This is a genomic window from Streptomyces sp. NRRL B-1140, assembly GCF_001280065.1.
In the GTDB taxonomy this organism is placed as follows: domain Bacteria; phylum Actinomycetota; class Actinomycetes; order Streptomycetales; family Streptomycetaceae; genus Streptomyces.
On record NZ_LGEA01000102.1, the window covers coordinates 134,768 to 160,101 of the forward strand.

General features: G+C 70.3%; 24 protein-coding genes and 1 riboswitch. Of the genes, 8 read left to right on the top strand and 16 right to left on the bottom strand.

All coding sequences use genetic code 11. The annotated features are described in order from the left end of the window. The first annotated feature begins 87 nt into the window (after nucleotides 1–87). Complete coding sequence (locus tag ADK65_RS21395; RefSeq protein WP_053671948.1) at nucleotides 88–618, top strand: PadR family transcriptional regulator; 531 nt, start codon at nucleotides 88–90, stop codon at nucleotides 616–618. A 22-nt stretch (nucleotides 619–640) separates the two neighbouring features. Here the strand turns inward: ADK65_RS21395 and ADK65_RS21400 are convergent, their stop codons facing one another. The 5 genes from ADK65_RS21400 to ADK65_RS21420 form a co-directional block, all read right to left on the bottom strand. Further along, a complete protein-coding gene (locus ADK65_RS21400; protein ID WP_053671949.1) occupies nucleotides 641–1,825 on the bottom strand; it encodes a hypothetical protein in 1,185 nt (394 codons plus the stop codon). A gap of 33 nt (nucleotides 1,826–1,858) precedes the next feature. Beyond that, nucleotides 1,859–2,872 (bottom strand): C40 family peptidase, encoded by a 1,014-nt coding sequence (locus tag ADK65_RS21405; RefSeq protein WP_053671950.1) that lies wholly within the window; start codon nucleotides 2,870–2,872, stop codon nucleotides 1,859–1,861. Nucleotides 2,873–3,112: 240 nt separating this feature from the next. Then, a complete protein-coding gene (locus tag ADK65_RS21410; protein ID WP_053671951.1) occupies nucleotides 3,113–4,153 on the bottom strand; it encodes a C40 family peptidase in 1,041 nt (346 codons plus the stop codon). 245 nt (nucleotides 4,154–4,398) lie between these two features. Beyond that, nucleotides 4,399–5,748, bottom strand: a complete 1,350-nt coding sequence (locus tag ADK65_RS21415) for an NYN domain-containing protein (protein WP_053671952.1) — start codon at nucleotides 5,746–5,748, stop codon at nucleotides 4,399–4,401. 36 nt (nucleotides 5,749–5,784) lie between these two features. Beyond that, a complete protein-coding gene (locus tag ADK65_RS21420; protein ID WP_003989675.1) occupies nucleotides 5,785–6,024 on the bottom strand; it encodes a hypothetical protein in 240 nt (79 codons plus the stop codon). Between the two features lie 159 nt (nucleotides 6,025–6,183). Between ADK65_RS21420 and ADK65_RS21425 the strand changes: the two genes are divergently transcribed. The 3 genes from ADK65_RS21425 (at nucleotide 6,184) to ADK65_RS21435 (ending at nucleotide 7,908) form a co-directional block, all read left to right on the top strand. Further along, nucleotides 6,184–6,936, top strand: coding sequence for a rhomboid family intramembrane serine protease (locus ADK65_RS21425; RefSeq protein WP_053671953.1), 753 nt, complete (start codon nucleotides 6,184–6,186; stop codon nucleotides 6,934–6,936). Then, on the top strand, nucleotides 6,933–7,214 hold the full coding sequence (locus ADK65_RS21430) for an Lrp/AsnC family transcriptional regulator (protein ID WP_030848030.1): 282 nt from the start codon (nucleotides 6,933–6,935) through the stop codon (nucleotides 7,212–7,214). Before ADK65_RS21425 ends, ADK65_RS21430 begins: the two co-directional genes overlap by 4 nt. A 163-nt stretch (nucleotides 7,215–7,377) precedes the next feature. Further along, entirely contained in the window at nucleotides 7,378–7,908 is a 531-nt protein-coding gene (locus tag ADK65_RS21435; RefSeq protein ID WP_053672259.1) for a hypothetical protein, read from the top strand. 10 nt (nucleotides 7,909–7,918) lie between these two features. On the opposite strand, the gene ADK65_RS21440 is transcribed toward ADK65_RS21435, so the two are convergent. From ADK65_RS21440 to ADK65_RS21465, 6 genes are all read right to left on the bottom strand, one after another. Further along, a complete protein-coding gene (locus tag ADK65_RS21440; protein ID WP_053671954.1) occupies nucleotides 7,919–9,286 on the bottom strand; it encodes an aminotransferase class V-fold PLP-dependent enzyme in 1,368 nt (455 codons plus the stop codon). Between the two features lie 133 nt (nucleotides 9,287–9,419). Continuing rightward, nucleotides 9,420–9,536: riboswitch (SAM riboswitch) on the bottom strand. 85 nt (nucleotides 9,537–9,621) lie between these two features. Continuing rightward, on the bottom strand, nucleotides 9,622–10,686 hold the full coding sequence (gene trpD / locus ADK65_RS21445) for an anthranilate phosphoribosyltransferase (RefSeq protein WP_053671955.1): 1,065 nt from the start codon (nucleotides 10,684–10,686) through the stop codon (nucleotides 9,622–9,624). Nucleotides 10,687–10,823: 137 nt separating this feature from the next. Beyond that, nucleotides 10,824–12,446, bottom strand: coding sequence for a cytochrome b (locus ADK65_RS21450; protein ID WP_053671956.1), 1,623 nt, complete (start codon nucleotides 12,444–12,446; stop codon nucleotides 10,824–10,826). Next, nucleotides 12,443–13,516 (bottom strand): ubiquinol-cytochrome c reductase iron-sulfur subunit, encoded by a 1,074-nt coding sequence (locus ADK65_RS21455; RefSeq protein ID WP_053671957.1) that lies wholly within the window; start codon nucleotides 13,514–13,516, stop codon nucleotides 12,443–12,445. Before ADK65_RS21455 ends, ADK65_RS21450 begins: the two co-directional genes overlap by 4 nt. Beyond that, on the bottom strand, nucleotides 13,513–14,325 hold the full coding sequence (locus ADK65_RS21460) for a c-type cytochrome (protein ID WP_053671958.1): 813 nt from the start codon (nucleotides 14,323–14,325) through the stop codon (nucleotides 13,513–13,515). The genes ADK65_RS21455 and ADK65_RS21460 overlap by 4 nt, the downstream gene beginning before the upstream one ends. 81 nt (nucleotides 14,326–14,406) lie before the next feature. Continuing rightward, on the bottom strand, nucleotides 14,407–15,027 hold the full coding sequence (locus ADK65_RS21465; RefSeq protein ID WP_020272940.1) for a cytochrome c oxidase subunit 3: 621 nt from the start codon (nucleotides 15,025–15,027) through the stop codon (nucleotides 14,407–14,409). Nucleotides 15,028–15,171: 144 nt separating this feature from the next. Here ADK65_RS21465 and ADK65_RS21470 point away from each other — a divergent pair, with 144 nt between their 5' ends. Continuing rightward, nucleotides 15,172–15,573 (top strand): response regulator transcription factor, encoded by a 402-nt coding sequence (locus ADK65_RS21470; protein WP_053671959.1) that lies wholly within the window; start codon nucleotides 15,172–15,174, stop codon nucleotides 15,571–15,573. Nucleotides 15,574–15,667: 94 nt separating this feature from the next. On the opposite strand, the gene ADK65_RS21475 is transcribed toward ADK65_RS21470, so the two are convergent. The 4 genes from ADK65_RS21475 to coxB all read right to left on the bottom strand — a co-directional run bounded on the left by ADK65_RS21475 (nucleotide 15,668) and on the right by coxB (nucleotide 20,147). Next, nucleotides 15,668–16,921: a L,D-transpeptidase gene (locus tag ADK65_RS21475; RefSeq protein WP_053671960.1), complete on the bottom strand. Its 1,254-nt coding sequence runs from the start codon at nucleotides 16,919–16,921 to the stop codon at nucleotides 15,668–15,670. Nucleotides 16,922–17,053: 132 nt separating this feature from the next. After that, nucleotides 17,054–17,452, bottom strand: coding sequence for a cytochrome c oxidase subunit 4 (locus ADK65_RS21480; protein ID WP_053671961.1), 399 nt, complete (start codon nucleotides 17,450–17,452; stop codon nucleotides 17,054–17,056). Continuing rightward, nucleotides 17,449–19,185, bottom strand: a complete 1,737-nt coding sequence (gene ctaD, locus ADK65_RS21485) for a cytochrome c oxidase subunit I (RefSeq protein ID WP_053671962.1) — start codon at nucleotides 19,183–19,185, stop codon at nucleotides 17,449–17,451. Before ctaD ends, ADK65_RS21480 begins: the two co-directional genes overlap by 4 nt. Then, entirely contained in the window at nucleotides 19,182–20,147 is a 966-nt protein-coding gene (gene coxB / locus ADK65_RS21490) for a cytochrome c oxidase subunit II (RefSeq protein WP_053671963.1), read from the bottom strand. The genes ctaD and coxB overlap by 4 nt, the downstream gene beginning before the upstream one ends. 265 nt (nucleotides 20,148–20,412) lie before the next feature. Here coxB and ADK65_RS21495 point away from each other — a divergent pair, with 265 nt between their 5' ends. Further along, nucleotides 20,413–21,792 carry a cysteine desulfurase/sulfurtransferase TusA family protein gene (locus tag ADK65_RS21495; protein WP_053671964.1) on the top strand — a complete coding sequence of 460 codons (1,380 nt, stop codon included), beginning with the start codon at nucleotides 20,413–20,415 and terminating at the stop codon, nucleotides 21,790–21,792. 84 nt (nucleotides 21,793–21,876) lie between these two features. Here ADK65_RS21495 and ADK65_RS21500 read toward each other — a convergent pair whose 3' ends face one another. Further along, on the bottom strand, nucleotides 21,877–22,851 hold the full coding sequence (locus tag ADK65_RS21500) for a carbohydrate kinase family protein (protein WP_053671965.1): 975 nt from the start codon (nucleotides 22,849–22,851) through the stop codon (nucleotides 21,877–21,879). Between the two features lie 131 nt (nucleotides 22,852–22,982). Between ADK65_RS21500 and ADK65_RS21505 the strand changes: the two genes are divergently transcribed. Further along, complete coding sequence (locus ADK65_RS21505; RefSeq protein WP_053671966.1) at nucleotides 22,983–23,189, top strand: hypothetical protein; 207 nt, start codon at nucleotides 22,983–22,985, stop codon at nucleotides 23,187–23,189. A gap of 146 nt (nucleotides 23,190–23,335) precedes the next feature. Then, nucleotides 23,336–25,258: a hypothetical protein gene (locus ADK65_RS21510; protein WP_053671967.1), complete on the top strand. Its 1,923-nt coding sequence runs from the start codon at nucleotides 23,336–23,338 to the stop codon at nucleotides 25,256–25,258. Nucleotides 25,259–25,334 lie beyond the last annotated feature (76 nt).

Genomic DNA, 25,334 nt, shown 5'->3' on the forward strand with positions numbered 1-25,334 from the left:
CTGCGACGAACCTCGATTCGAGCTATCTCGAATCGAGGTAGCTCGTTAAGAGGTAGCATGCGGTGTCGACCACCCGCAAGGAGGGCCATGCTGGAGCTGTCGATCCTGGGTTTCCTGGCCGAGCAGCCGCTGCACGGTTATGAGCTGAAGGAGCGCATCAAGGCGCTGACCGGGCATGTCCGGCCGGTGAGCGACGGCGCGCTCTACCCGGCGATCACCCGGCTCACCACGGCGGGCCTGCTCGACCAGCGCACCGAGCCGGGTGCGAGCGCGGCCCCGCGCCGGATTCTCGCCCTCACGGAGAAGGGCAGGGAGGAACTGCTGGCGCGACTGCGCGCCCCCAAGCAGACGGAGATCACCGACCACGTCCGCTTCAACACGGTCCTCGCCTTCCTGCGCCACCTGCCCGACCGGCACGAGCAGGCCGCGGTGCTGCGCCGCCGGCTGGACTTCCTCGAGGCGCCGACGAGCTTCTTCTACGACTCCGGCAGGCCGGTCAGCGCCGAGGAGGCGGAGGATCTGTTCCGCCAGGGCATGCTGCGCGTGGCCCGGGCGACGGGCGAGGCGGAGCGGGCCTGGCTGCGGGAGGCCGTCGAGGTGCTGGAGCGGCCGGAGTAAGGGGGCGGGCGGACGGTCCGGATCAGCCCAGCTGGTCCCGCAGATACGCCCGCCAGTCCTCCGTGAAGGCGTCGGGTGTGGTCCCGAGGACCGTCCGCATCGCGTCCTCCAACGCCCCGGCGCGCTGCCGGTGCTCCCCGACGGCCCGGTAGAACGCGCCCAGCCGGGCCTCGCCCCAGCGGTCGGCGATCAGCCGGCATGCCGTCCAGCCGCTCTCATAGGAGCGGGCCAGGCGGCTCGCGTCGCCGGTGAAGCCGAAGTCCCCGTCGTCGGGGAGAGCGGCGGGGAGGCGGTCGTCGCGGACGGCCCGGGACAGTTCCGGCGCGGCCTCGGCGGGGGTGCGGCCGGCGGCGCGGTAGCCGACCCAGTCGGCGTACCCCTCCGACAGCCACAGCGGCGTGGCGGCCGTGGTCCGGGTGCGGGTGGCGACATGGGTGGTCTCGTGGGTGACGACGACCTGCTCGCCCAGGCCGCCGAGGAGCGCGAACGCGTCCGGGTTGACGATGATCCGGTCCGCCGGTGCCCGGGCCGGAGCCCCCGTCTCGCCGGTGGTGACCGCCGCGATGCCGCGGTAGGAGGAGGCGGGTGAGCCGAGCAGCCCCGCCATCCCCTCCACCGACTCGGGCACGAGCACGACGACCCGCCGGCTCCAGTCCGTGCCCCAGGCCTCCGACACGGCCGGTACGGCACGGTCGGCCAGGTCCGCGAAGTCCCGCAGCGCCCGCCCGGACTGCCCGACGCCGAGCACGAGACTGTGCCGGCCCCGGACCGGTTGCACCGCTCCCTGGTCCCACAGCTGCTGTGCGGCCTTTCTCGCCGGCCGGTCGGTGTCGACGGACCACCGCCCGTCCGCGTCCCGGACCAGCCGGAGGGTGCGCCCCGCGGTCACCGGCGCCCGGTCGTACCCGGCGACGCGGTACCGCAGTTCGGCGTCGGCGGTGGCCGTGTCGCCGGTGCGGTGCACCGCTGTCACCCGGTACGACCACGCGGCCACGGGGACCGCACGCAGCTTGGCGAAGTCCGTCCCCTCGCCGGTCCGTTCATAGGCCCGCTCGTCGCGGTCCAGGACCGCGGCGGCCCGCCGGTCCAGCAGACGCTGGACGTCGGCCGTGGCGCTGTCGGCCGTGGGCCGCCCGCCACACCCGGCCAGGGAGGCGAGCAGCACGACGAGCGCCACCAGCGCACGCCCCGACCTTCGACCAGCCACGTCCCCGATCGTACGGGCGCCGGGCCCTGTCGGTCAGACCCTGGTGACCGAGGAGACGGGCATCATCCCGACCGGGTCGTAGCGCACGGGCGCGCCGGGGTAGGGCGCGTGGATGACCTGGCCGTCGCCCATGTACATCCCGACATGGCTGGCGTCGCCCCGGTAGAGGACCAGGTCTCCGGGACGCGCCTCGGACAGCGGGACCTGCCGCCCTGCGTACCGCTGGCCCTGGGAGGTGCGCGGCAGGGCGACCCCGGCCTGTGCGTACGACCACTGCATCAGGCCCGAACAGTCGAAGCCGGTGGGCCCGTTGGCGCCCCAGACGTAGGGCTTGCCGAGCGCGCTGCGGGCGGCGGCGACGGCTGCGGACCCGCGCTCGGAGGCGGCGCCGGCACCGCCGAGGCCGGGCATGCCCGGGCGGCCGGAGCGGGAGGCACGGGCGTAGGCGTCGCGCTCGGCGTCCGGCAGGGAGTTGAGCAGGCGCCTGGCCGCGGCGAGTTTGCGCTCCACGGTCTTCTTGTGGGCGGCGACGGACGTGCGGCTCTTCTCCAGTTCGCGGAGCTTGCCGGCGGCCTCCTCGCGCTCCTGGGCGAGGTCGCGCAGGGCCTCCTGGAGCTTCTTCAGCTCACCGGCCTGACGGGTGGTGAGGCGGTCGAGCCGGGTGGCGCGGTCGAGGTAGTCGTCCGGGTCGTCGGAGAGCAGCAGGGCCAGGGACGGGTCGATGCCGCCCGAGCGGTACTGGGCGCCGGCGAGCGAACCGAGGGACTCACGCAGGTTGTTGACCCGCTGCTGCTGCCGGGCGACGCGGTCCCGGGCGGTGCCGGACTCCGCGCGCAGCAGGTCGGCCCGCTCGTCGGCCTCGTTGTACGCCTCGGTCGCCTTCTCGGCCTGCGCGTAGAGCCGGTCCACCGTGGCCCGGGTGTCGTCGTGCGGTGCCGCGCCGGCGGGTGCCGTGCCCAGGGCGGCGGCCGCGACGGACAGGATGCTGACGGCGGCACCGGCGCCCCGGTCGAACCCGGACGGTGCAAGGCGGCGATGGGACCCCACGGGAAGCCGCTCTCCTTCCGCTGACGGACTTGGAACGCGGCAGACAGTAGCCCCGTGGCAGGGGGCCGCCAACGACCATCCGTGGGTGTCCAGCAGTGCGCCCCGCCGCTGACGCAGGTCAATGGCGGGGCGTGGGCTCACTCGGGCGGTCATGAATCGCCCGAACGGCGGACACGGTGTCCTGATCTTGAAGGCGCCGAAGGGACCTCGGGACGGCCCGGCGAGCTTCGGGGGACGGGGTCAGACGCGGACGCCGAACATGAACGGGCCGCCGATGGTGCTCATCGACTCGTAGCGGACGACCGTGCCGGTGCGCGGGGCGTGGATGATCTGCCCGTTTCCGGCGTAGAGGCCGACGTGGTGCAGGTCGTTGAAGAAGAAGACCAGGTCCCCGACCTTGAGCTGGCTGGTCGAGTAGATCTTGGTGCCGATCTGGGACTGAGCCTCGGAGGTGCGCGGGATCTGGATGCCGGCGGAGGCGTAGGCCCGGGAGGTGAGGCCGGAGCAGTCGAAGGAGCTCATGCCGGTGGCGCCGTACACGTAGGGCTTGCCGAGCTGGCTCTGGGCGAAGGCGAACGCGGCCGCGGCGCGTCCCGAGCCGGGCGGGACGTCGACGTCGAGGGCGTCGCGCTCGCTGGCCCGGCTGGCGCGGCTCTGCTCGGCGGCGAGTGCGGCCTTCTCGGCGGCGGTGAGGCTGTTGAGCAGCTTCTGCGCGGAGGCGAGCTTGCCCTGGACTTCCTTCTTCTTGTTGCCGAGTTCGGTCCGGGTGGCGGCGAGGTCCTTGAGCTTCTCGGAGGCCTCGGCGCGCTCCTGGGCGAGTTCGCGCTGCTTCTCCTGGACCTTCTTCAGCGCCTCGACCTGCTGGCTGCTCAACTGGTCGAGCGTGGAGGCCTTGTCGAGGTAGTCCTCGGGGTTTGCCGAGAGGAAGAGCTGGACCGAGGGGTCGATGGAGCCGGTGCGGTACTGCGAGGCGGCGGCGAGTCCCAGACTGTCGCGGAGCTCGTTCAGCTCCTCCTGACCACGGGCCACGTTGTCCTGGATGGTGGAGATCTCCTTCTGGAGCTTCTCCTGCTTATCCTTGGCACCGTTGTACTTCTCGGTGGCCTGCTCGGCCTCTTCGTAGAGCTTGTCGACCTTGGTCTTGACCTCGTCCTTGCTCGGCTTCTCGCTGGGCGCCGCGTTGGCGGCCTGCGAGCTGAAGGCGACGGCAGCGGCGGCGGCTGTGGTCAGCACGGTCACACGTGCGCGGCTCGGCTGCTTGGGACGACGGTGGGACGCCACGGGTGAAAAGCTCCTTCTGGCCCCTCCGCCGTCTCTCCCGATGAGTGATCACCCGAGCGGAGGTTCGGCCCGACCCTAGTGACCTTCCTGTGATCAGTTCAAATCCTCAGATGAAAAATTGCGTCACGGTAGGCCATCTTTTCCCCTGGACTCACAGGCGGTGAGACCCGTTTGACTCACCGTGGCTCACCGGCCCCACCAATCCGGGCATCGCGCCCGGAGGTTACAGAGCGGGCGTACGTACCCTAGGCGCGCGAAAGGCGCTTGAGCAGCATGGCCGAGGCCACCGGGCGGGCACCGGCCCGGGCCACGCCGTCGGCGACCTCGCGGTCGGTGGACGCCACGATGACCGGACGGCCCGGCGGTTCGGCGCGCACCAACTGGCGGATGAGTTCGTCGGCGGTGACGCCCGGCTTCGAGAACAGCACGCGTACGCCGCGCGGCGGGGCCAGCAGCACCGGTGCGGCGAGCTCGGCGCCGTCGAAGACGCAGGTCACCTCGGCGCCGCTCTGCGCGGCCAGTTGGGAGAGCTGTCCGAGCAGCCTCAGGCGCTGCTTCTCCAGCGGCATCTGCGGATAGCCGGTCTTGGTGACGTTGTAGCCGTCGACGACCAGATGGGCCTGCGGGAGCGCCAGCAGCTGGTCGAGGACCTGCGGGTCGTTCTCGGACAGGGCGCGGGCGGCGATGTCCTTCGGGGTCATCCGGCCCGGCTCGACGGCGTCCACGGTCTCGGCGGGCCGCACCGACACCGGCGGCAGGGCCAGTTCACGGCGGAGCCCCTGGGTGGCGTCCAGGAGGGTGTCCAGCAGCAGCCGTACCCGCATGTCCTCGACGCTGCGGCCCTCGCGGGCGGCCCGGCGCGCGGCCTCCAGAGCGGCCTCGGACTCGCTCAGCCGGGACTTCAGCCGCCGGGTCTCACTCTCGGCTGCGGACACCTGGGCGTGCCCCTCGGCGCGGACGGCGTCGATCTCGCCGTGCGCCTTGCGCAGCGCGGCCTCGCCGCGCTTGACGTCGCTGAGGGCGGCGCGCAGCTTGCGGTGCAGCGCCTCGGTTTCCTTCTTGGCCGATTCCAGCTCCGTGCGCAGCCGCTCGGTCTCGGCCCGGGTGTGCTCACGGGCCCGGTCGAGCTCGGCACGCAGCCGCTCCAGTTCGGCCCGGCTCTCCTCGTCGGCACGCTCGGCGTCGGCCCGCTGGGCCTCCTCACCGGCGGCGGCCACCAGCTTCACCCAGCCGGCCGGCCGCAGTACGTAGGCCGCGGCCGCCACGTCGAGCGGGTCCGCGGCCGGGGGCGGGGAGCCTGAGTCGAGAGCGCCGGTCAGCTCCGGCTGGGCCTCTCTGAGCTTCTCCCCGATGCGCTGGCGGAACAGCGGGTCCGTCTCCAGCGCGGCCGCCATCGCGTTGCCCGCGAACTTCGCCCGGCGGTTCGGCGCGAACCTGGCGTACTGCCTGAGCTGCGCGGGCAGCTCGCCGACCGTCAGCGAGCCGAAGCCGTCGGAGACGATCTGCACGACTCTGCGGCGGACGCCGTCGGGCAGCGGACGGTCGAGCACCTCGGCGGCGCCGTCGCCCGGCCCCCCGCCTGTGGTCTCCACCATCCGTCACACCCCAATGCTGTGCGGGGCCTGCTCCCGTCAGGAGCCGGCGCCCGGCCTGTCCACGAGTTCCACCTGGTCCACCGCGTTGCACCAGCGGCAGCGCACCGACTCGATGGTCTCACTGAGCACCTCGCGCTCCTCGACCTTCGGCTCTCCGGCCAGGTCCAGGTGGACGTACTCGACGACCTTCGACGAGCGGGTCACGTCGAACCTCGTGAGGTTGCCGCAGAGGGTGCAGCGCCACCGCGTCTCGGCGGTCGGCAGGGGAACCGTCATCGTGACCTGTTCTCTTTCCTTCTAGTGTCCGTGACGCGACCGGCATCCCCGGTGCGTGTGGCTCGTAACCCTACGGCCTGGCGGGTCCTCGCCGCCCGCGCGTCCACGGCGGCGAGGCGATCTGTGCGGTTGCGTCCGGTTACGTCATGCTCTGTATCCATGATCAGCAAGTGGAGCGCGTCGATCATCCGGGCCGGCCGATCGGTCCGGGGGTCCTCGGCGCCGGTGACATACGCACTGATCGCCGTGTGCTGCACGGTCTTCCTGGCAGGACCCGCCTCGGGACTCAATCCGGCGTACGGCACCGGCGACGAGGTGCTGGCCGTGCAGCGGGCCTACTTCCGGCGCTGGGGAGTGATCCCCGCAGAACTGTTCGAGGGGTCCGCGGGCGCGGCCCTCACCCCGGCGACGGCGCTCTTCGTCCACGGCAGCTGGGTCCACCTGCTCGGCAACATGCTCTTCCTCTACGTCTTCGGGGCGATGACCGAGGAGCGGATGGGCCGGGTGCAGTTCATCCTGTTCTACGTCGGCTGCGGCTACCTGGCCCTGCTGGGCTACGCCGTCGCCAACGCGGACTCCGATCAGTCCCTGGTCGGGGCCTCGGGGGCGATCTCGGCGGTCCTCGGTGCATTCCTGTACCTGTTCCCCCGGGCCCGGGTGACCAGTCTTCTGCCGTTCCTGTTCTTCCTGCCGGTGCGCTTCCCGGCATGGGTCGTCCTGCCGTTCTGGGCGGCGCTGCAGTGGCTGGCGGCGGGGCGGGCCCCGGCCGCGCCGGGGGTGGCCTACCTCGCCCACCTGATCGGCTTCGGTCTGGGCTTCGGCTACGCGTCGGTCCGCTACGGCCGCCCCACCGGCCCCACTAGAGTGAAGGGCGCCCCTGCTCCGGCTCCCGAGGGAGAGAACCAGCCGTGATCACCGCGATCGTCCTCATCAAGACCAGCGTGGACCGGATCCCCGAGATCGCAGAGTCGATCGCGGCGCTGGACAGCGTCAGCGAGGTCTTCTCCGTCACCGGCACCTACGACCTGATCGCGATGGTCCGGGTGAAGGAGCACGAGGACCTGGCGGAGGTCATCCCGGGCCGGATCAGCAAGATCCCCGGCGTGGAGGGAACCGACACGCACGTGGCGTTCCGCACGTACTCCCAGCACGACCTGGAGGCGGCCTTCTCGATCGGGCTCGACAACTAGGGCCGGATCGAGGGGACCATCCGATCGCCGGACGGCTGGACAACCCGGCCCGCCCGGCGATTGAGCCCTCCTCAGGTCTCCCCGCAGCGGGTGCGGCCTCATCCGCAGGGTGGACATGGTCCGCCCCGGCGGACGAGGCGTCGCCGCCATGCCCAGGGCCAGCATGTGTGTCATGACGACAGCGACCGCCCCGCGCCCCGCCTCCGCACCCGCGCCCGTCTGGGCTCGCCGCGCCGCCCACGCCATCGCTCTGTGCGCCGTCCCCTCCGGCCTGTGGCGCATCGCCATGGCATCCGGCGTCTACGTGGGCTACAGCGACCGCGTGCTGCACGACGTCTTCGACATCCCGGGCTGGGGCATCGCGTACGTCGTCGGCCTCTCCGTCCTGACCGAGCTCGCCGCTCTGTTTCCGCTGCTGCTCGTCACCGACCGGTGGCGGCCGATGCACCCCGGGGTCCTCGCCCCGCTGGCCTGGACCGCCTCGGGCGTCCTGCTCCTGGTGGCGCTGTGGCAACTCGTCGTCGCTTTCACCGTCGAGAGCAGGACGTACATGTCGAGCGGTACGGCACAGACCGTCTGGGGGTTCGCTTTCGCCCCGCTGTTCGCCATCCCGGCCCTGATGACCGCGGTGACCTGGTCGTACGCGAAGCGGCACCGGGCACAGACGCGCACCAGCCCACCGTCGGTCCCCTGAGGCGGCCGGCTCAGGCGGAGGTGTCCGGCACGCAGCGGCCGTCCTGCGTGCGGTAGTTCCACTTCGCGCCGTCCGTCACGAGCTCCTTCACCGCCCGCACGAACCGCTCCACGTGCTCGTCGGGCGTGCCGGCGCCGAAGCTGACCCGGATGGCGTTGAGCGACTTCTCCCCGGGGGCGGCCTCGGGCGACCCGCACTCGCCCTGCGCCTGCGGGTCGCTGCCGAGCAGCGTGCGCAGCAGCGGGTGGGCGCAGAACAACCCGTCCCGTACGCCGATGCCGTACTCGGCGGACAGGGCGGCGGCGAAGTGGGAGCTGTTCCATCCCTCGACGACGAAGGAGAGCACGCCGACGCGCGGCGCGTCGTCCCCGAAGAGGGACAGGAAGCGCACCTCGGGCACGTCGGCGAGACCGTCGCGCACCGTGCGGACCAGGTGCTGCTCACGGGCGACGAGGGTGTCGAAGCCCGCCTCGGTCAGCGCCTTGCAGGCCGAGGCGACGGCGTAGGCACCGATCACGTTGGGCGAGCCGGCCTCGTGGCGCGCGGCGCTGTCGTGCCACTCCACGTCCACTCCCCCGTCCTCGCGCCGGCTGACCTTGCGGCTGGCGCCGCCGCCCGCGAGGTACGGCTCGGCCGCGCGCAGCCAGTCGGCGCGTCCGGCCAGGACGCCCGTGCCGAAGGGCGCGTACAGCTTGTGCCCGGAGAAGGCGACCCAGTCGACGTCGAGGTCCGCGACGGACACGGGGTGATGGGGGGCCAGCTGGGCGGCGTCCAGCACGATCCGCGCACCGTGGGCGTGCGCGGCCGCCGCGAGCTCCCGCACGGGCCACAGCTCGCCGGTGACGTTCGAGGCGCCGGTGACGCAGACCAGCGCCGGTCCGTAGGGGTCACGGTCGGCCAGGGCACGCTCCAGGGTCTCGACGGCCTGCCGCGGGGTGCGCGGGGCGTCCAGGTAGGTGACCCGGGCCTCCTGCCAGGGCAGCAGGGAGGCGTGGTGCTCGGTCTCGAAGACGAAGACCTGGCAGTCGGCGGGGAGCGCGGCGCTCAGGAGGTTGAGGGAGTCGGTGGTCGAGCGGGTGAACACGACCTGGTCGTCCTCACGGCAGCCGAGGAACTCGGCCACGGTCCGGCGGGCGTTCTCGAACAGGTCGGTCGACAGCTGGGACAGGTACCCGGCCCCGCGGTGCACGCTGCCGTAGTACGGCGCGTAGGCGGCGACGTCGTCCCAGACCCGCTGGAGCGCAGGGGCGCTGGCGGCGTAGTCGAGCGCGGCGTAGGTGACCTCACCTCCGGTCACGAGCGGCACGGTGACGTCCCGCCCCAGAACGGGCAGCGGGGCACAAACGGAGCGGTCGGCGGCAAGGGTGGAGACAGACATGACGGAACTCCCGTGACAGCAGGTGGAATCCGCCCGCGAGCGCGTACGGCTCGAGCGGGGGTGAAAGGAAAAGGGGATGCGGAGGCGGGGCTCTGCGGCCCTATCGCATTCGCTGGTTCACGGAAGACTCCTCGTCACGCGCTTGCCGCAGACCTCGCTGCCTGCGGCCCGGTCTTCACCCGGGGCACCCCGCCACGGACGGAGGGTTGCCGGACAGTCGGCCGGGGCCTCATGACTGTCACTCATGACCTGTTCAGGAACGTACGCGAAGAGATCGGCGTCCCGCAACCCGAGTCCGGATCGCGGGACGCCTGTCCCTTGGCCTGCGAGGTCCGTTACGCGTTGCTCGCGGCCACCCAGCGCTCCAGCGTGCGCTTGGCCGCCCCCGAGTCGATCGACTCGGCCGCCTTCGCCATCCCGGCGGCGATCTGCTCGGCCAGGGGCGCCGCGGTGGGCTCCAGGGCCACCAGGGCCGCCGCCGAGTTCAGCAGGACCGCCTCGCGGACCGGTCCTGTCTCGCCGTCCAGCAGCCGACGGGCGACCTCGGCGTTGTAGGAGGCGTCCGCGCCGCGCAGCGCCTCCACGGGAACGAGTTCGAGGCCCACGTCACGCGGGTCGAAGGCCTCCTCGGTCACCTTGCCGTCCCGGACGGTCCACACCCGCGAGGTGGCCGTGGTGGTCAGCTCGTCGAGGCCGTCGTCGCCCCGGAAGACCAGGGACGAGTTGCCGCGCTCGGCGAAGACGCCCGCGACGATCGGCGCCATGCGGGGGTCCGCCACGCCGACGGCCTGGGCGCGGACGCGGGCCGGGTTGGTGAGCGGGCCGAGGGCGTTGAACACCGTGCGGATGCCCAACTGGCCGCGGGCGGCGCCCGCGTGGCGCAGCGCCGGGTGGAACTTCACCGCGAAGCAGAAGGTGATCCCGGCCTCGTCGGCGACCTCCGCGACCCGGTGCAGCGGCAGCTCCAGGTTGACCCCGAGCTTCTCCAGCACGTCGGAGGCCCCGGACGCCGAGGACGCGGCCCGGTTGCCGTGCTTGACGACCTTGGCGCCGGTGCCGGCGACGACGATGGAGGACATCGTGGAGATGTTGACCGTCTTCGCGCCGTCGCCGCCGGTGCCGACGATGTCGACCGTCGCCCCGGGCACCTCGATGACGTTGGCGTGCGCGTACATCGTGCGGACGAGGCCGTTGATCTCCTCGACGGTCTCGCCCTTGGCGCGCAGGGCCACGACGAACCCGGCGATCTGTGCCTCGGTCGCCTCGCCGCGCATGATCCGGTCCATCGCCCAGGCGGTGTCGTCCGCGCTCAGGTGCCTGCCGTCCAGCAGGCCGTTCAGCAGCAGGGGCCAGGAGCGGCCCGCCGCGGTGTCGCCTCCAGCGGGGGTCACAGCGCTCATAAGCCGCTCCAGGGTCAGGCGTCCCGCACTGCGGGACGAGAGTCTCAACGAGGTCCACCCTATCCAGCCCGGGGGCTGCACGAAGGGCCCCGTCCGAACGTCGGACGGGGCCCTTCTGTGGCGTGGCGAAGCAGTGATCAGTGGTGGCCGTGGCCGCTCGTGATCTCCCGGTACTCCTCGGCGGTGGGCTTCGGGATCTGGGAGCCCTCGCCGTAGTAGGCGTCGCTGAGCTTGGCGCGCAGCTTCTCGGAGCCCTTCACCTTGCGCTCGACACCGTTCTCGTCGACCGTCGGGCCGATCTCGGCGGGCTTGTACTGCTCGTGCGCCGTGAGCGTGTACATCTGCTCCTGGCTGAGCGGCTCGTGCACCTCGATGAACTCACCGTGCGGCAGGCGCTTGATGATGCCCGACTCGCGGCCGTGCAGCACCTTCTCCTTGTCCCGGCGCTGCAGGCCGAGGCAGATGCGCTTGGTGACGACGAAGGCGATGACCGGGCCGAGGAAGAACCCGATCCGGACGAACCAGGTCACCGAGTTGATCGACAGGTGGAAGTGCGTGGCGACGATGTCGTTGCCACCGCCGATCAGCATGATGATGTAGCCGGTGACCCACGCGACACCGACACCGGTGCGGGTCGGGGCGTTGCGCGGCCGGTCCAGGATGTGGTGCTCGCGCTTGTCCCCGGTGACCCACGACTCGATGAACGGGTAGAGGGCGATGATCGCGAGGAAGACACCGAAGAGCACCAGCGGGATGAACACGCCCAGGACGAGCGTGTGACCCCAGAGGTTGATCTCCCAGCCCGGCATGGCACGGATCAGACCCTCGGCGAAGCCCATGTACCAGTCGGGCTGGGCACCGGTCGACACCTGGTCGGGCCGGTACGGGCCGAGGACCCAGATCGGGTTGATCGTCGCGATGCCGGCCAGGGCCGCGATGGCACCGAAGACCAGGAAGAAGAAGCCTCCGGCCTTGGCCATGTAGACCGGCAGCAGCGGCATGCCGACGACGTTCTTGTTGGTCCGGCCGGGACCCGCGAACTGGGTGTGCTTGTGGTAGAAGACCAGGATCAGGTGGCCGACCACGAGCCCGAGCATGATGCCCGGCAGCAGCAGGATGTGGATCGAGTAGAACCGGGCGACGAAGTCGGTGCCCGGGAACTCCCCGCCGAACAGGAACATCGAGATGTACGTGCCGACGATCGGCACGGACAGGATCGCGCCCTGCGTGAAGCGGACACCGGTGCCGGAGAGCAGGTCGTCCGGGAGCGAGTAGCCGGTGAAGCCGGTGAACATGCCCAGGACGAACAGCAGGAAGCCGAACAGCCAGTTGATCTCGCGCGGCTTGCGGAACGCGCCGGTGAAGAAGACGCGCATCATGTGCACGAACATGCCGGCGAGGAAGATGATCGCCGCCCAGTGGTGGATCTGCCGGATGAGCAGACCGCCGCGGACGTCGAAGCTGATGTCCAGGGTGGAGGCGAACGCCTCCGACATCAGCTGCCCCTGGAGCGGGACGTAACTGCCGTGGTACTCCACCTCGTTCATCGACGGGTGGAAGAACAGCGTCAGGTACACACCCGTGAGGATGATGATGATGAAGCTGTAGAGGCAGATCTCACCGAGCATGAAGGACCAGTGGTCCGGGAAGATCTTGCGCATGTTGGCCTTGGCCAGGGAGTAGATCCCGAGGCGGCCGTCGGCCCAGTCGGCGACCCGCTCACCCGCGGGCGCCTTGCGGCGTGTCTGTGCAGTGCTCATCCGCGCTCCCAGAAAGCAGGGCCGACGGGCTCTTCGAAGTCGCCGAGCGCCTCGAGGTAGCCCTCGTCGTTCACGCCGATGCGGAGCTGCGGCAGGGCGTGACCGGCGGGACCGAAGATCACTCGGGCACCGTCGGAGAGGTCGAAGGTGGACTGGTGGCACGGGCAGAGCACGTGGTGCGTCTGCTGCTCGTACAGGGAGATCGGGCAACCGACGTGGGTGCAGATCTTCGAGTACGCGACGATGCCCTGGTGCGACCACTCGAGTTCGCGCTTGTCCTTGATGTCCTCCGGCTGGATCCGGATGATCATCAGGGCGGCCTTGGCGATCTCGTTCTGGAAGTCGTGGTCGTGCTCCTCCAGGCCCTCGGGCTTGGCGAAGGTCAGCGAACCGACCGCGACGTCGGAGGGACGCAGCGGCTCGTTGGTGTTCATGTTGACGAGCAGCTTGCCCTTGGACCACAGCGTGTGGCGGAGCTTGGTGCCCGGCAGCGGACCGAGGTCACGCAGCAGCACGACACCGGAGAGCGGCACCAGCGTGAGCGCGCCGAGCATGGTGTTGCGGATCAGCTTGCGGCGGCCGATCGCGGACTCCTTGGCGCCCTGCTTGAAGTCGGCGAAGACCTTCTCGCGGACCTCGGGCGACGCCTCGATGGGGTGCCGCTCGTCGGCGACCTCCACGTCGGACATCAGGGTGCGCGCCCAGTGGACGGCGCCGGCACCGATGCAGAACAGCGCGATGCCGAGCGAGAGGCCCAGCGCGAAGTTCAGCGCGCTGATGTGCCCCAGCGGGAAGATGAAGACCGACTTGTCGACCGGGATCGCCACGAAGGAGGCGATGAAGGCGACGGTGGCCAGCATCGACACCGTGAACAGCAGGGCGACCGAACGCTCGGACCGCTTGGCGGCCCGCTCGTCGATGTCCTGGACTCGGTGCTCGTGAGGAGGCAGGCCCGGGTCGGCGAACGGGTTCTTGTCGTCCGCGACGCTCACCGCGCCGTGCCCGTGCTCGTCATGTCCTGCGGACTGCGCGGCAGGCAGGTTCTCTTCTGGAATGTCTTGGCTACTCATGACTTCTTGGCCTTTGCGGTCCGGGCGGCGACCCACACGGCGACGGCGATCAGACCGCCGAGACCGAAGATCCAGCCGAACAGGCCCTCGCTGACCGGCCCGAGGCCACCCAGTTCGAGGCCGCCGGGGCTCTCGGTCTTTTCGCTGTTGACCGCGTCGAGGTACGCGATGATGTCCTTCTTGTTCTTCTCCGACAGCGTGGTGTCGGGGAAGGACGGCATGTTCTGCGGGCCGGTCTGCATGGCCTCGTAGATGTGCTTCGGGGAGACGCCCTCGAGGGTCGGCGCGTACTTGCCGTGCGTCAGCGCGCCGCCCTTGCCGGTGAAGTTGTGGCACTGCGCGCAGTTGGTGCGGAACAGCTCACCGCCCTTGGCGATGTCGGCACCCTCGGGGCCGTACTGCTCCTCCGTCGGGACGGACGGACCGGCGCCCAGCGAGGCGATGAACGCCGCGAGCTGGTCGATCTCGGCCTGCGAGTAGATGTTCTTCTTCGCCGGGACCTGGGGGCCCTGGGAGGTGGCGGCCGGCATACGGCCGGTGGCCACCTGGAAGTCGACGGCCGCGGCGCCCACACCCACCAGGCTCGGCCCGTCGGAGGTGCCCTGACCGCCGGTGCCGTGGCAACTGGCGCAGCCGACCGAGTAGAGCTTCTTGCCCTCCTCGATGGTGAGGGACTGGGCGGTTTCGTCGGCCTGCGCCTTGTCCGCGGGTGCGAACACGGCGTACAGCCCCCCGGTGCATGCCAGCGCGAGGAGTAGGACGACGAGCGCCGCCAACGGGTGGCGTCGTCGTGCGGAGAGCTTTTTCACGGATTACCCCGGTGTCAGGATCTTCTGCGTCGATGCTTCTGGGATGCGCGCTTCGTCGAGCACGCGCGGATGCGGGCCCTGCTACTTGATCATGTAGATCGTGGCGAAGAGACCGATCCAGACGACATCGACGAAGTGCCAGTAGTAGGACACGACGATCGCGGCCGTCGCCTGCTCGTGGGTGAACCTCCGGGCCGCGTAGGTCCGGCCCAGGACCAGCAGGAAGGCGATGAGACCGCCCGTCACGTGCAGGCCGTGGAAGCCGGTGGTCAGGTAGAACACCGAGCCGTACGGGTCGGAGGACAGGGACAGGCCCGCGTCCTTGACCAGCTCCGTGTACTCGAAGACCTGACCGCCGATGAAGATCGCACCCATCACGAACGTGACGATGAACCACATCCGGAGCTTCTTCACGTCACCGCGCTCGGCGGCGAAGACGCCGAGCTGGCAGGTGAGCGAGGAGAGCACCAGGATGGTGGTGTTCGTCGCCGAGAACGGGAAGTTGAGATGGGCGGCCATCTCCTTCCAGTGATCGGGACCCGTCACCGATCGCAGGGTGAAGTACATCGCGAAGAGGGCCGCGAAGAACATCAGCTCGGAACTCAGCCAGATGATCGTTCCGACGCTGGTGAGGTTCGGCCGATTGACCGACGGGTGCGCGTGCCCGGTTTCTACTGTCGTTGCTGTCGCCACGACCGACATTATGTCGGTCGCTTATCCCGCCCTCACTCCGGGGGGTGCCGTTCGGAGTGTCTTCACCGTTCGTACCGGTGTTGACGTGGTGTTCAAGGGAGTAGCATCCGGCCCACGGGCCTGTCCTTACGACGCTGACGTCACGGAGGAACAATGCAGCCGACCGCCACGGTGCTGGTCTACAGCGACGACTCCAACACCCGCGAGCAGGTGCGGCTCGCCACGGGACGGAGGCCGGCTCCGGACGTTCCCGTGGTGGAGTTCGTGGAGTGCGCGACTCCTGCCGCCGTGCTCACGGAGCTGGACCGGGGTGGGATCGACGTCTGTGTGCTGGACGGTGAGGCCGTGCCGATGGGGGGCATGGGGGTCTGCCGGCAGATCAAGGACGAGGTGTTCGAGTGTCCGCCGGTGCTGCTGCTGATCGGGCGGCCTCAGGATGCGTGGCTGGCGACGTGGAGTCGGGCGGAGGCGGCGGTGACCCTGCCGGTGGAGCCGGTGGAGTTCGCCTCCGCGCTGGCTTCTCTGTTGCGGGACAAGGCGGCTTTGAACGCCTAGGGGGGCGGTTCGCCTTGTCGTTCGGCGACTGCGGGCGCGTGGGGGTTGTTCGCGCAGTTCCCCGCGCCCCTGAGGGACGTGCCCCTGAGGGCGTCTAGACGCTCTGGGGCCTCAGGCGGGCCCTGTCGGCCTCTGTCGGGCCGTCCGGGGTGCCGCCGAGGAGGGCGCTGCCGGTGCGCCACTTCGCCCAGTCGAGGTTCCAGTCGCCGTAGCCGTTGCCGAACGGCGCCATCTCGTCGCCGCCGGAGTTGATCACCTGGACGATGTCGCCCTCGCGGACGGTGTCGTAGAACCAGGCGGCGTTCTCGGTGCTCATGCCGGTGCAGCCGTGGCTGACGTTGGCGAAGCCCTGGGAGCCGACGGACCAGGGGGCGGCGTGGACGTACTCGCCGCTGTTGGTGACGCGGACGGAGTGGTGGACGATCAGGTCGTAGAAGTCCGAGGAGCCGATGCTGGCGCTGGTCATGCGGACGGTGCCCTCCTTGGCGAGGACGACCTTGACGCCGTTGCGGGTGTCGTAGCCGGGCTTGCCCGTGGTCACGGGTATCTGCCGGATGATCTCGTCGTTCTTGTAGACGGTCATCTGGTGGGCGGCGGCGTCCGTGACGGCTATGAGCTTGTCCGCGGTGGTGAAGGTCAGCGGCTTGGCCTTGCCGCCCCACATCCGGTCGCCGATCTTGATGCCCTGCAGGTTGCTGCGGACCTGGACGGTGGCCTGGGCGGGCCAGTAGTCCTTCGGGCGGTAGTGCAGCTTCTTGTCGTCCACCCAGTGCCAGGCGCCGTCCGTGGCGGGCGTGGAGGAGACCTTGAGGGCACGCTCCACGACGGCCCGCTGGGCCTTGTCCTTGACGGGCCGGCTCAGCTCGGCCGTGACGGGCTGGCCGACGCCGTAGGTGCCCGTCTGGGGGCCGAAGGTGACGTCCAGGCGCTTCTTGGTGGTGGGCTTGCCGGTGTCGAAGGTGACGACCCTGCGGCCGGGCGCCCCGTCCTCGTCCTCGGTGCTCACGCGGACCGTGTAGCTGGCGTTGGCGGCGAGCGGGGAGGTGCTGTGCCAGCGGCTGCCGTCGGCGGCGAGTTCGCCCGCCACGTAGCGTCCTGAGGCGTCGTGGGCCGTGACGTCCGTGATGCGCCCGTCGGAGTCCTCCACGACTTCCAGGGGCTTGTCCGGATCCGCCTTCTTGCGGTCGCCGTCAGGGGCGTTGAAGGAGATCTGGTCCGCCGCGTCGTAGGGGCGGGCGGCCAGGGGGTTGCCGTCGGAGCCGCAGGCGGTGACGCCCGCGCTGAGGGCTATCACCAGCAGCGTGCAACTGACGACGGTGCGGGGGCGGGAGATCACTGTGTGGCTCATGACCTCACGCTAGGAACGGACGTCAAGAGCGGCACGCCGAACGACTCGTACGAGTGACATCCATGACGGCAGAAGGAAGGGGCCCGGACGCTCCTGTCGGAGTGTCCGGGCCCCTTCGGCGCACGGTGCGTGTTACTGGGTGCGGTTCTCACCGCGGTAGTACTCGAACACCCAGCCCCAGATGCCGATCAGGATGATCGGCAGCGAGAAGTACATCAGCCACCAGCCGATGGCGACCGACAGGAAGGCCAGGGCACCACCGATGGCCAGCGAGAACGGCTGCCAGCTGTGCGGGCTGAAGAACCCGACCTCGCCGGCGTCGTCCGCGACGTCCGCCTCCTTGTTGTCCTGCGCGCCGACGTCCACCCGCTTGGCCGTGAAGCCGAGGTAGAAGCCGATCATGATGCACAGGCCGAAGGTCAGGAAGAGGGCCGTGGTACCGGCCGGCTCCTTCGACCACACGCCATAGACGACCGCCATGACGAGGACGAAGAAGCTCAGCCACATGAACATCTTGCCCTGGATCTTCACTTGCCGGCCTCCTTGCCGCCAGCGAGGGCCTTGTCGCCGTGGCCCACGTTCTCGAGCTGGTCGAGAGCAGCGATCTCCGGGTGGTGCAGGTCGAACGCCGGGGATTCGCTGCGGATCCGCGGCATGGTGATGAAGTTGTGCCGCGGCGGCGGGCAGGAGGTCGCCCACTCCAGGGAGCGGCCGTAGCCCCACGGGTCGTCGACGCCGACCGGCTTGCCGTACTTGGCCGTCTTCCACACGTTGTAGAAGAACGGCAGGATCGACATGCCGAGCAGGAACGAGCTGATCGTCGAGATCGTGTTGAGCGCGGTGAAGCCGTCGGCCGCCAGGTAGTCGGCGTAACGACGCGGCATGCCCTCGGCACCCAGCCAGTGCTGGACCAGGAACGTGCCGTGGAAGCCGATGAACAGCGTCCAGAAAGTGATCTTGCCGAGGCGCTCGTCCAGCATCTTGCCGGTCCACTTCGGCCACCAGAAGTGGAAGCCGGAGAACATCGCGAACACCACGGTGCCGAAGACGACGTAGTGGAAGTGGGCCACCACGAAGTACGAGTCGGAGACGTGGAAGTCCATCGGCGGCGAGGCCAGGATGACACCGGTCAGACCACCGAAGGTGAAGGTGATCAGGAAGCCGGTCGCCCAGAGCATCGGTGTCTCGAAGGACAACGAGCCCTTCCACATCGTGCCGATCCAGTTGAAGAACTTCACGCCTGTGGGTACGGCGATGAGGAACGTCATGAAGGAGAAGAACGGCAGCAGCACACCGCCGGTGACGTACATGTGGTGGGCCCACACCGTCACGGACAGGCCCGCGATCGCGATGGTCGCGCCGATCAGACCCGTGTAACCGAACATCGGCTTGCGGGAGAAGACCGGGATGACCTCACTGATGATGCCGAAGAACGGCAGCGCGATGATGTACACCTCTGGATGGCCGAAGAACCAGAAGAGGTGTTGCCACAGCAACGCGCCGCCGTTGGCGGCGTCGAAGACGTGGGCGCCGAACTTGCGGTCCGCCTCCAGGGCGAACAGGGCCGCGGCCAGGACCGGGAAGGCCAGCAGGACCAGGACACCGGTCAGCAGCACGTTCCACACGAAGATCGGCATGCGGAACATCGTCATGCCCGGGGCGCGCATGCAGATGATCGTGGTGATGAAGTTGACCGAGCCGAGGATGGTGCCGAAGCCGGAGAAGGCCAGGCCCATGATCCACATGTCGGCGCCGATGCCCGGGGAGCGGACGGCGTCCGACAGGGGGCTGTAGGCGAACCAGCCGAAGTCGGCCGCGCCCTGCGGGGTGAGGAAGCCACCGACCGCGATGAGCGAGCCGAACAGGTAGAGCCAGTAGGCGAACATGTTCAGCCGGGGGAAGGCCACGTCCGGCGCGCCGATCTGGAGCGGCATGATCCAGTTCGCGAAGCCGGCGAACAGCGGCGTCGCGAACATCAGCAGCATGATCGTGCCGTGCATCGTGAACGCCTGGTTGAACTGCTCGTTCGACATGATCTGCAGACCAGGCCGGGCGAGCTCGGCGCGCATGAGCAGCGCCATCACGCCACCGATGACGAAGAACGCGAAAGACGTGGCGAGGTACATCGTGCCGATCGTCTTGTGGTCCGTCGTCGTCAGCCACTTGACCACGACACTGCCGCGGTTCTGGCGCCTGACCGGCAGCTCGTCCTGGTAGTGGGACCCTGCTGCCGCGGCACCCTGGGGTTCGTTGAGGATGCTCACAGGTTGTTCGTCTCCCGGTTCTTCTCGTGGCTCGTCTGCGCGATGCCGGCAGGAACGTAACCGTTCTGCTGCTTGTCCACGAGGTCCTTGAGGTGCTGCTCGTAGCGCTCGGGGGAGACGACCTTCACGTTGAACAGCATCCGAGAGTGGTCGACGCCGCAGAGCTCGGCGCACTTGCCCATGAAGGTGCCCTCCTTGTTGGGGGTCACCTCGAAGGCGTTGGTGTGGCCCGGGATGACGTCCTGCTTCATGAGGAACGGCACCACCCAGAAGGAGTGGATGACGTCACGCGAGGTGAGGATGAAGCGGACCGTCTTGCCCTTGGGCAGCCACAGGGTCGGGCCCGGGTTGCCCGTCTGCGGGTTCCGCGTGCCCGGGGTGCCGCAGTCGTTGACACCGCCGGCGCCTGCCGGGAAGTCCTTCTTGAACCGGTCCGGGATCGCGTCCAGGTCCTTCGAGGTCTTGGCGTCCCCGGTGGAACCGGCGACCGGCTCGATGTAGTTGAAGCACCAGCTCCACTGGAAGCCGACCACGTTGACCGTGACGTCGGGCTTCTTCTTGAGGCTGAGCAGCTCGGACTCGTCACGGGCGGTGAAGTAGAACAGCACCGAGACGATGATGAGCGGGACCACGGTGTACAGCGCCTCGATGGGCATGTTGTACCGGGTCTGCGGAGGAACTTCGACCTTGGTGCGGCTGCGCCGGTGGAAGAAAGCACTCCACAGGATCAGACCCCACACCAGCACGCCGACGGCGAGCGCAGCCGCCCAGGAACCCTGCCACAGGGAGAGGATCCGCGGAGCCTCTTCCGTGGTCGGGGTGGGCATACCAAGGCGGGGGAAGTCTTCCCAGTTGTACGAGCAACCGGTGGCTGTCGCCAAGACCAGGCCCGCGGTCAGTGCCTGCAGCAGCTTCCGCCGCATCGGGCGCCGCGGCGAGCGGTCGGAGCCGTTGGGACTCACGTAGCGCCTTCCCGAGAGTCTCGCCCGCGCGGATCGGCTGCGGCCTGGCCTTCTCGCTGGTCGGTCGCGGCCCTGCGTCGGGCAGGGGTTTGGATGTTTATGCGGACCAAACCCTAGCCGACGCCCTCCGGGGGTTCTCGGGGAGGGGTGCCTACTCAGTCGGGTGGTTCGCTGAATTGGCGGCTGCGGGTGTTTTGTGGCTGTTCGCGCCGTTCCCCGCGCCCCTTGGGGGACGTCTGTGCGCTGGGCGTTCTAGCGTTGCCCTGTGGGTTACTTCGATGCTGCTTCCGGTGCTCCCCTTCATCCTGTTGCCCGGCAGGCTCTGCTGGCCTCGCTCGATGAAGGGTGGGCGGATCCTGCGCGGCTGTACCGGGAGGGGCGGCGGGCCCGGGTGCTGCTGGACGCGGCACGGGAGGCCGCTGCCGAGGCGGTGGGATGCCGGCCGGACGAACTGACCTTCACCTCGTCCGGAACCCGTGCCGTGCACACGGGGATTGCCGGGGCGCTGGCCGGTCGCAGACGCGTCGGGCGCCACCTGATCGTGTCAGCGGTCGAACACTCTTCTGTCCTCCATTCGGCCGAGCTGCACGAGGCGGCCGGGGGGACCCTCACGGAGGTGTCCGTCGACCGGGGCGGGGCGGTGGACCCGGTCGTCTACGGCGAGGCCCTGCGCGCGGACACGGCGCTGGCGTGTCTGCAGTCGGCCAACCACGAGGTGGGCACGGAGCAGCCGGTCACGGCGGTGGCGGAGCTGTGCCGGGAGGCCGGGGTGCCGTTGCTGGTGGACGCGGCGCAGTCCCTGGGATGGGGGCCGGTGGAAGGGGGCTGGTCGCTGCTCACGGGCAGTGCGCACAAGTGGGGCGGGCCGTCCGGGGTGGGGCTGCTGGTCGTGCGCAAGGGGGTGCGGTTCGCGGCGCAAGGGCCGGTGGACGAGCGGGAGTCGGGGCGGGCGCCCGGTTTCGAGAACCTCCCGGCGATCGTGGCGGCGGCCGCGTCGCTCAGGGCCGTACGGGCCGAGGCGGCCGAGGAGGCGGTGCGCCTGCGGGAGCTGACGGACCGGATCCGGGCGCGGGTGCCGCGCCTGGTGACCGACGTCGAGGTCGTGGGTGATCCGGAGCGCCGGCTGCCCGGGATCGTCACCTTCTCCTGTCTCTACGTCGACGGCGAGGCGCTGCTGCACGAGCTGGACCGCGAGGGTTTCTCGGTCTCGTCCGGATCGTCCTGCACGAGCAGCACGCTGACGCCGAGCCATGTGCTGCGGGCGATGGGCGTGCTGAGTGAAGGGAATGTGCGGGTCTCGCTGCCGCTCGGGGCGGCCGAGGAGGATGTGGAGAGGTTCCTGGAGGTGCTTCCCCGGGCGGTGGCTGCGGTGCGGGAGAAGCTGGGGGCGCCGGTCTCGGAGACGGTGGTGCGGGAGGCCGACGTGCTCGTCGTGGACTCCCTGGGCAAGAGGTGCCCGATCCCGGTCATCGAACTCGCCAAGGTCATCGGTGACGTCCCCGTCGGCGGCCTGGTCCGGGTCCTGTCGGACGACGAGGCCGCCCGCCTGGACATCCCGGCGTGGTGCGAGATGCGGGGCCAGGAGTACGTGGGCGAGGAGCCGGCGGAAAAGGGAACGGCGTACGTGGTCCGCCGGGTGAGCTGAACGCCTCGGGGGTGCGGGGCTGTGTCGACATGCGGCCGCCGCCGCGGGGGCGCGACCAGCCCCCACACCCCCGCAGACGGCACATCAGCCGAGATGACCACGAACCTCTTCCGCGGCCTCGTCCCCGTACGCCTTGGTGAACCGCTCCATGAAGTGCCCGCGCCGCAGCTGGTACTCCTGCGTGCCCACCGTCTCGATGACGAGGGTCGCCAGCATGCAGCCGACCTGCGCGGCACGCTCCAGGGAGACCCCCCAGGCCAGACCGGAGAGGAACCCGGCCCGGAAGGCGTCGCCGACGCCCGTCGGGTCGGCCTTGCGCTCCTCGTCGGGCGTGCCCACCTCGATGGGGTCCTCGCCGGCCCGCTCGATGCGTACGCCGCGCGCGCCGAGGGTGGTCACCCGGTGGCCCACGCGGGAGAGGATCTCCGCGTCGCTCCAGCCGGTCTTGGACTCGATGAGGCCCTTCTCGTACTCGTTGGAGAAGAGGTAGGTCGCCCCGTCGAGCAGGATGCGGATCTCCTCGCCGTCCATCCGGGCGATCTGCTGGGAGAAGTCGGCGGCGAACGCGATCTTCCGGGAGCGGCACTCCTCGGTGTGCCGGAGCATGGCCTCCGGGTCGTCGGCGCCGATGGACACCAGGTCGAGCCCGCCCACGCGGTCGGCGACGGTCTTCAGCTCGATGAGGCGGGCCTCGCTCATGGCACCGGTGTAGAAGGAGCCGATCTGGTTGTGGTCGGCGTCGGTCGTGCAGACGAAGCGAGCGGTGTGCAGCGTGTCGGAGATGCGGACGGACTCCGTGTCGACGCCGTGCCGGTCGAGCCAGGCCCGGTACTCGTCGAAGTCCGCGCCCGCCGCGCCGACCAGGATCGGGTGGGTGCCGAGCTGCCCCATGCCGAACGCGATGTTCGCGGCGACGCCGCCGCGGCGGACGTCCAGCTTGTCGACCAGGAACGACAGCGAGACCGTGTGCAGCTGGTCCGCTACGAACTGGTCGGCGAAGCGGCCGGGGAAGGTCATGAGGTGGTCGGTGGCGATGGAGCCGGTGACTGCGATGCGCACGGCGTGGATTCTCCTGAGGGAGGCGGACCTTGACGGTTCACGCTATCGGGTGGGCCGGCAGCGCTGAAGGCAGCGAAACTACCCGATAGTAGATCTTTCTCGGTGAGCTCGGCCGTGCATACGGTGCCGCTATGACGAACCTCAAGGTCCATGCGCCCGTTCCGGTCGATCTCGAAGGCGATCTGGCGTCGCTGCCGGGTGACGGGGCGCGGATGGCTCCGCACTGGGCGGTGCCCCGGGTCGCTTCCCGGCCGGTCTCCCCGGCCCTGATCCACGGCGTGTCCGTACCCCCCGCGTCGGCGCGGCTGCTCGACGCCATGTCCGACTACGGGGACTGACCGGCGCACACGCGGGAACCGTGTGCTCCCCCGCTGCGTCCCATCGCTGTCCCCCGTAAAGGGGAGGCGGGATACGACCCACCAGCGGTCCGTGTGCGACCGGGCAGGGTCCCATGGGACAGCTGTGCAGCCGAAGGAGCGATGCGGTGAACACCGAGCGACCCGACAACGACGCCGACGCCAGGGAAGCGGCCGGCGCCACCGCGGACGCCCCGAAGGCCGAGGAGCCGGGGACGGCCGGCGCCGGGACTCCGGCGGGGGCCGAGGCGTCGGCAGACGCCGAGGTGCCGGCCGAGGCCGGGGTGTCGCCGGGTGCCGCTGACTCCGACGAGACAACGGAGGCCACTGAGGCGGCCGAGGCCACAGAGACCCCCGAGGCCTCAGAGGCGCTTGAGGCGACGGGTGAGGATGCGCGGGCCGAAGGGGGCAGCGAGGGCGAGGCGGCCCCGGCGGCCGACGAGCCGAGTTCCCCGGAGGCCGGTACGCCCGGGGGCTCGCGGGACGACGCCGAGCCGGCCCCGGTCCCGGCGGGCGAAGTCGCCGCGGACGCCGTGGGCGTCGAGGAGGAAGCCCGTACCGGTGCCGCTCCGGCGCAGGTGGGTGATGTCCCCCGGGACGAAGAGGACCTGGCCCGCCACGGCGGTGGCCGTCCCCGCACGCCCGCGATCATCGCCTCCGTCGCCGCCGCCGTGCTGCTGATCGGCGGTGGCGGGGCCTGGCTCGCTTCCAACGCCGCCGGTGGGCCGGGCGGCGGCGCGACGTCCGGTGCGCCCGGTGGGGACGGCACTCCCCCGCCCCTCGCGCTCGACGGCTACTCGGAGTCCACCGCCGGCGGCGGCAACGGCATCGCGCCCGGCGAGCCCAACCCCTACGGCGCCACCTACCGCGTCGACACCACCCTGCCCGATGGCCCCGGCGAGGCGCCGGTGTACCGGGCGCGGGGCGAGGTCGGCAAGGCGGACGTGGCCCGGCTGGCGAAGGCCCTCGGGGTCGAGGGGGCGCCGGTGGCGCAGGGCGAGGCCTGGAGGATCGGGGGCCAGGACGGGTCCGGGCCGAGCCTCCAGGTGAACCGGCAGGCACCGGGATCGTGGACGTTCAGCCGGTACGCCCCCGGCACGGACGACTGCAAGGGCACCGCCACCTGCACGGCCCCGCGGTCCGGCGGTACACCCGTGAGCGAGGAGGCGGCCGAGAAGGCCGCGGCGCCGGTGCTGAAGGCGGTAGGTCAGCTCGACGCCAAGGTCGACGCGAGCCAGGTCATGGGGGCCCAGCGGGTGGTGAACGCCGATCCCGCGGTCGGCGGACTGCCCACATACGGCTGGACGACCGGGATCACGGTCGGCGCGGACGGCGAGGTCGTCGGCGGCAGCGGACATCTGGCGGCGCCGGTGAAGGGCGACACCTACCCCGTGGTCGGTGCCGGGAAGGCTCTGAAGCTGATGGAAGGGCAGCCGAAGGGCGACCACCGCATGGGCATCGGTGGCTGCGCCAGCCCCGTGCCGCTGAAGGACCGGCTGGAGCAGCCCTGCGGGCAGCCGGCGAGCGGCGCTCCCGAGCAGGACACCGTGACGGTCGAGAAGGCGGTGTTCGGGCTGGCCGCGCACGACGTGGACGGACGGCGGGCGCTGGTGCCGTCCTGGCTGTTCGAGGTGACGGCGCCGGGTGCGAAGGACCCGTTCACGGTGACGTACCCGGCGGTGGAGCCGAAGTACCTGGCCTCGCCCGAGCCGAGCGCGCCGAGTGACCGGCCGACGTCGGCTCCCGGGCCACGCGAGGTGAAGGTGGACGGCTACCGGGCCGAGGGCGCGGAGCTGACGGTGACCTTCACGGGCGGCGTGTGCGCGGACTACGACGTGAAGGCGAGCGAGAAGGGCGACGAGGTGACGGTCACCGTGACGTCGACCCCGTGGCCGGACAAGGTCTGCGTCATGATCGCCAAGCAGTTCCAGAAGACCGTGCGGCTGGACGAGCCGCTCGGTGACCGGGCCGTCGTGAACGCGGACGGCAAGGCGGTGCCGCTGGCGAAGGAGGGCGCGCGGCTGCCGGCTCCCCCGACGCAGGAGCGGTAGGCCGAAAGACGCAGCGCGAAGGCGGCGGCCCCCCTGAGGGGGCCGCCGCCTTCGTCGTGTCCGCGGCCGCCGGAGC

What these genes read in the sequence shown, in the direction of transcription:
- ADK65_RS21395 (WP_053671948.1), top strand. Translation starts at nt 88, where the DNA reads ATGCTGGAGCTGTCGATCCTGGGTTTCCTGGCCGAGCAGCCGCTGCAC.
- ADK65_RS21415 (WP_053671952.1), bottom strand. Translation starts at nt 5,748, where the DNA reads ATGGTGGAGACCACAGGCGGGGGGCCGGGCGACGGCGCCGCCGAGGTG.
- ADK65_RS21420 (WP_003989675.1), bottom strand. Translation starts at nt 6,024, where the DNA reads ATGACGGTTCCCCTGCCGACCGCCGAGACGCGGTGGCGCTGCACCCTC.
- ADK65_RS21425 (WP_053671953.1), top strand. Translation starts at nt 6,184, where the DNA reads ATGATCAGCAAGTGGAGCGCGTCGATCATCCGGGCCGGCCGATCGGTC.
- ADK65_RS21435 (WP_053672259.1), top strand. Translation starts at nt 7,378, where the DNA reads ATGTGTGTCATGACGACAGCGACCGCCCCGCGCCCCGCCTCCGCACCC.
- ADK65_RS21440 (WP_053671954.1), bottom strand. Translation starts at nt 9,286, where the DNA reads ATGTCTGTCTCCACCCTTGCCGCCGACCGCTCCGTTTGTGCCCCGCTG.
- trpD (WP_053671955.1), bottom strand. Translation starts at nt 10,686, where the DNA reads ATGAGCGCTGTGACCCCCGCTGGAGGCGACACCGCGGCGGGCCGCTCC.
- ADK65_RS21450 (WP_053671956.1), bottom strand. Translation starts at nt 12,446, where the DNA reads ATGAGCACTGCACAGACACGCCGCAAGGCGCCCGCGGGTGAGCGGGTC.
- ADK65_RS21455 (WP_053671957.1), bottom strand. Translation starts at nt 13,516, where the DNA reads ATGAGTAGCCAAGACATTCCAGAAGAGAACCTGCCTGCCGCGCAGTCC.
- ADK65_RS21465 (WP_020272940.1), bottom strand. Translation starts at nt 15,027, where the DNA reads ATGTCGGTCGTGGCGACAGCAACGACAGTAGAAACCGGGCACGCGCAC.
- ADK65_RS21470 (WP_053671959.1), top strand. Translation starts at nt 15,172, where the DNA reads ATGCAGCCGACCGCCACGGTGCTGGTCTACAGCGACGACTCCAACACC.
- ADK65_RS21475 (WP_053671960.1), bottom strand. Translation starts at nt 16,921, where the DNA reads ATGAGCCACACAGTGATCTCCCGCCCCCGCACCGTCGTCAGTTGCACG.
- ADK65_RS21505 (WP_053671966.1), top strand. Translation starts at nt 22,983, where the DNA reads ATGACGAACCTCAAGGTCCATGCGCCCGTTCCGGTCGATCTCGAAGGC.